At 28.6% G+C, this 1,456-nt stretch carries 1 protein-coding gene; it reads left to right on the top strand.

Going from position 1 to position 1,456, the window contains the following annotated elements; translation table 11 throughout:
- Window positions 1–47: 47 nt before the first annotated feature.
- The coding region (locus tag HMPREF2782_RS02715; RefSeq protein WP_070640694.1) for a recombinase family protein at window positions 48–1,456 on the top strand (1,409 nt) is incomplete at its 3' end.

Here is a 1,456-nt window from a genome sequence, read left to right as displayed (position 1 = left end):
TAGGTATAACTATAACGTGAAAATATGTCCAAACTAAAGGTGGAAAAATGAAAAAGAAAAAAGCGTATGTATATACAAGAGTGTCAACATCTATGCAAATTGATGGTTACTCACTTGATGCTCAGGAAGAAAGAATAAAACAGTATGCAAAAGCTTATGATATAGAAATAATAAAAACCTATAAAGATGCTGGAAAATCAGGAACATCTATTTCAGGTAGAAATGAATTCATAGCTATGCTTAATGATATAGAAGCTGAAAAAGATAAAGTTGATTATGTAATGGTTTTTAAATTATCAAGATTTGGAAGAAATGCAGCGGATGTATTGCAGTCATTACAAATCATGGAAAATCATAATGTAAATCTAATTTGTGTTGATGATAGTTTAGACAGCTCTAAAGATTCTGGAAAACTTGTTATAACAATTCTTTCAGCAGTAGCAGAAATGGAACGTGAAAATATACTTTCTCAAACTATGGAAGGTCGAAAACAAAAGGCTAGAGAAGGTAAATGGAATGGTGGTTTTGCTCCAATTGGCTATTCATTAGATAATGGAGAATTAGTTGTTAATGAAGATGAAGCTAAAGCAGTAAGGATGATTTTTGATTTATATGCTAATTCAGATATGGGAGCCAATGGAGTATCTAAGTATTTAGTTTCTTTAGGTATTAATAAACCTATAAGACAAAATGGCAAGAATCCATATTTTTCAGCTAGTTTAATAAGACAAATATTGGATAATCCCGTATATAATGGGAAAATTGCATATGGAAGAAGAAAAACGAATAAAGATAAAAATACTGGTAAAATTAAATTAGAAAAATCTGATCATTATATTATAGCTCAAGGAAATCATGAACCTTTAATTGACGATGAGTTATGGAATACAGTTCAGGAAAAAAGAAAATCTCAAGCTAAAAAGTATGAGAAGATAAATAGAGGAAAAGATGAGAGAGTTCATATCTTATCAAATTTAATAAAATGCCCATATTGTAGTGCTGGTTTATATGGAAATAAAAGCCGTAAACGTAATAAAAACAAAAAAGGAGAGCATTACAAAGATTATTACTATTACGGATGTAAACATCGACAAATGATGAATGGACATAAATGTACTTTTAATAAACAAATTAGGGCTGAATTAATTGAAAAAGAAGTAGAAACAATAATTACTCAAATAGTTAGCAATCCTACTTTTGCCAAAAAAATTGAAGAAAAAATCAATATTCAAATAGATACAAAAGAAATTGACGAAGTTATTAATAAACACTTAGCGAAGATTAGGCAATTAACAGGTACAAAAGCATCACTAATTAATCAAATAGACTCTTTAAATTTTGAAGATAAACATTATGATAGAAAATATACTGATTTAAATCTCAGACTTGATGCAATATATGATCATTTAGAATATGCAGAAATGCAGTTAAATGATAGCAGAAAAAGGAAAGAGGC

Source organism: Anaerococcus sp. HMSC068A02 (assembly GCF_001811125.1).
GTDB classification, from domain to species: domain Bacteria; phylum Bacillota; class Clostridia; order Tissierellales; family Peptoniphilaceae; genus Anaerococcus; species Anaerococcus vaginalis_C.
This window is presented reverse-complemented; position numbering and strand designations above follow the sequence as displayed.